Source organism: Nitrosomonas mobilis, from assembly GCF_900103035.1.
GTDB lineage: Bacteria > Pseudomonadota > Gammaproteobacteria > Burkholderiales > Nitrosomonadaceae > Nitrosomonas > Nitrosomonas mobilis.
In genome coordinates this window covers 1-2,409 of record NZ_FMWO01000089.1, presented here as the reverse complement: position 1 = coordinate 2,409, position 2,409 = coordinate 1, and the positions used below count along the sequence as shown (strand labels likewise).

Genomic DNA, 2,409 nt, shown 5'->3' with positions numbered 1-2,409 from the left:
AAATCAAAACGGCGATTGAAGCGATAGGAGAATTCTGCAAGATAGCGCTGTGCATACTTGGCGTGATTGAATGCATGGTAGGTTCCGCTGAAGGCAGTCTTGAGATTGCCAAGAAGCGTATTGACCCAGCGAAACTCGGCACGCTGCACAGCAGATTTGCCACTTCCCACAATATGGCGCTCATGCTGCGCGGCTGTATGCGTAACCGCCCCGAAACACCCCAAACCATCAGATACGACTCGTGCAGTAGATGACAGACATTCAGCCGACCACTGTTTGAGCGCTTCATATGTAAAACCCGCTACGGGAGTCAAGCGTATATAAAGTGGCTTCCCCTCGCTGTTTGTTTGTATTGCCGCTACAAATGGCGTCTTACTTGCCGCGCCCCGCCCGCGCTTTCCCGGCCTTTCACCTCCCAGATAAGCATCGTCAACCTCCACGCGTCCATCCAGACGGCGTTGCTCTTCGCGCAGCAGCATGGTCTGTAACAGCTTATGCTTGATCGACCATGCCGTTTTGTAACTTACCCCCAGCTGACGTTTGAGTTCCAATGCACTGACCGCATTCTTGCTTTGCGTCATCAAGTAAATGGCCAGAAACCAGGTTCTTAGCGGTAATTTAGTATTTTCAAACACGGTGCCGACAATTGAAGAACATTGGTAGCCACAATCCAGGCATTCCCATAGCTTGCGGCCGTTATGGGTACAGGAATATCGCTCCCCATCGCAGCGCAGGCATCTCCAGCCATGTGGCCACCTCGCAGCAAACAATGCTGCTTCACATTGTGCTTCCGTGCCATATTGATGCAGAAATTCATGCAGTGACAGGCCTGCCTGAAACTGAATTTTATTCATCGCCATTGCCATCCTCCTCTGATTTTGCTACGTTTCTTCGCAATTTGTAGATTTTACAAGATTTCTGAGAGAAGTAACTAATCAGGAAACCTTTTGCACTGTCTCTAGGTTCTGTCGTGCGCTCCTTGAAATCTGTGCGAGTGGTACACTGGCCATACTGATTGGGCATGGTTCTGTATACCATGCCATACAGGTAGTTACTTCGATCCCCGTTGACTTCCCCTATCACTGGAGTCAAATTAAAAAGATCGGCTTCCATTACCCGAAAAACCGGATCGGTCTGGGTACAATTTTTCCTACCCCCCTTTTGCCAGCATTGGCGTTGATATCCTATTACCCAAGCTGGAACAATGTGTTCCCACTCAATACGCGCGGCACGATTAGCATTTTTACGCGGCTCGTATCCGCACGAATCAAGATCAACCCTCCCCCCTGTTTTACCTGTCCATCTCCACTTGCAGCCGCAATACAGCGTTCCGGGTTCTGATTGATTCCGATTCGCATAAACATGCTGACGTGCCTGAACTTTTGCCTCCCCAAAAGATTGCGGGGCCGCGTAAGCAGAAAAATAAAAAAAGATACTCAGAACGGTCAAGCAGGAGAATAGCAGCGTTCCCCAGGTATTCTTTGTTTTTATCATTTTTTTGGTGTCAGTTTTATGGATAGCCAGGCGAATACCAAGCATGCAGAAGAATAATGGTGTTTTCTGTGCCGCGTGCTTTACTTTCAGTATGTGGGTGGCACGGTACACGATAATAATTCGAAGATATAATTCAACTTGATTAAATATTTCCGGATAATTGTCTGATGAATGAAGAACAGGATGATTTATTAACGCTATTAAGAAAATTTTTTAAAAAGCATATTGCGATATCTTCGGGATTTGCGGGATTTACTTCTGCTATTGCCTTGGTATCTTGGTTTGTAATGACTCTTCCAGATATGCAATTATGGGTACTTAGTGGTTATTCAAAAGAAGAACTTCTCGAGCGTGCTTTCTCCAAAGATCGTGAGAAAATAGAGAATCTTCACACTAAGAACAGAGACCTAGAAAAAAATAATGATGAATTAAAAAACGATTCATCCTCATGTAAGCATTCTAATGAAGACTTGAGATACAAGAATTTTGAGCTGAGTAAAGGATTATCACAATTTACTGATTCTAATAAAGACCTGAAAAGCGAAAATACTAAGCTGAGGCAAGAATTATCACGATTTACTGATTCTAATTCGAGCTGTGGCGAACATCTTAAAAAAGCCGAGAGTGAAATAATAAGAATTAAGAGACGATACGCCGATGAAGAAAAAGAGCATAAAGACACAAAACGCCTTTTAGAGGAAGAAAAAAATAATAGTAAAAATTATCAAGAAAAAATAACAAAATTAGAGGAGTGCACTAAAGTGGACCCATCAGTCAAGACAATAATGTATCGAGTTTAAGAGGGTAACCTTCTTCATGCAGCGGAACGGCGCTGCCCCGGTTTTCGGTTTCTTTTTTTGTTTCTACTTCTGTGTGAGATTTTTCTTTCTCACTATATTTGTCCACAATCCTTGC

Annotated in this window: 3 protein-coding genes; 1 reads left to right on the top strand and 2 read right to left on the bottom strand. The window is 44.0% G+C overall.

Features of this window, described 5'->3' with window-relative positions; all coding sequences use genetic code 11:
- Both NSMM_RS12845 and NSMM_RS12840 read right to left on the bottom strand, forming a co-directional pair.
- Positions 1-860: IS1595 family transposase (locus NSMM_RS12845; RefSeq protein WP_090283480.1), on the bottom strand; the 860-nt coding region annotated here is incomplete at its 3' end.
- Positions 847-1,494 carry an endonuclease gene (locus NSMM_RS12840; protein WP_090288028.1) on the bottom strand — a complete coding sequence of 216 codons (648 nt, stop codon included), beginning with the start codon at positions 1,492-1,494 and terminating at the stop codon, positions 847-849. The genes NSMM_RS12845 and NSMM_RS12840, both read right to left, overlap by 14 nt.
- 167 nt (positions 1,495-1,661) lie before the next feature.
- On the opposite strand from NSMM_RS12840, the gene NSMM_RS12835 reads away from it, so the two are divergent.
- Positions 1,662-2,294 carry a hypothetical protein gene (locus tag NSMM_RS12835; protein WP_090288026.1) on the top strand — a complete coding sequence of 211 codons (633 nt, stop codon included), beginning with the start codon at positions 1,662-1,664 and terminating at the stop codon, positions 2,292-2,294.
- Positions 2,295-2,409 lie beyond the last annotated feature (115 nt).

Coding starts and splice junctions, on each gene's coding strand:
- NSMM_RS12840 (WP_090288028.1), bottom strand. CDS start 1,494: ATGATAAAAACAAAGAATACCTGGGGAACGCTGCTATTCTCCTGCTTG.
- NSMM_RS12835 (WP_090288026.1), top strand. CDS start 1,662: ATGAATGAAGAACAGGATGATTTATTAACGCTATTAAGAAAATTTTTT.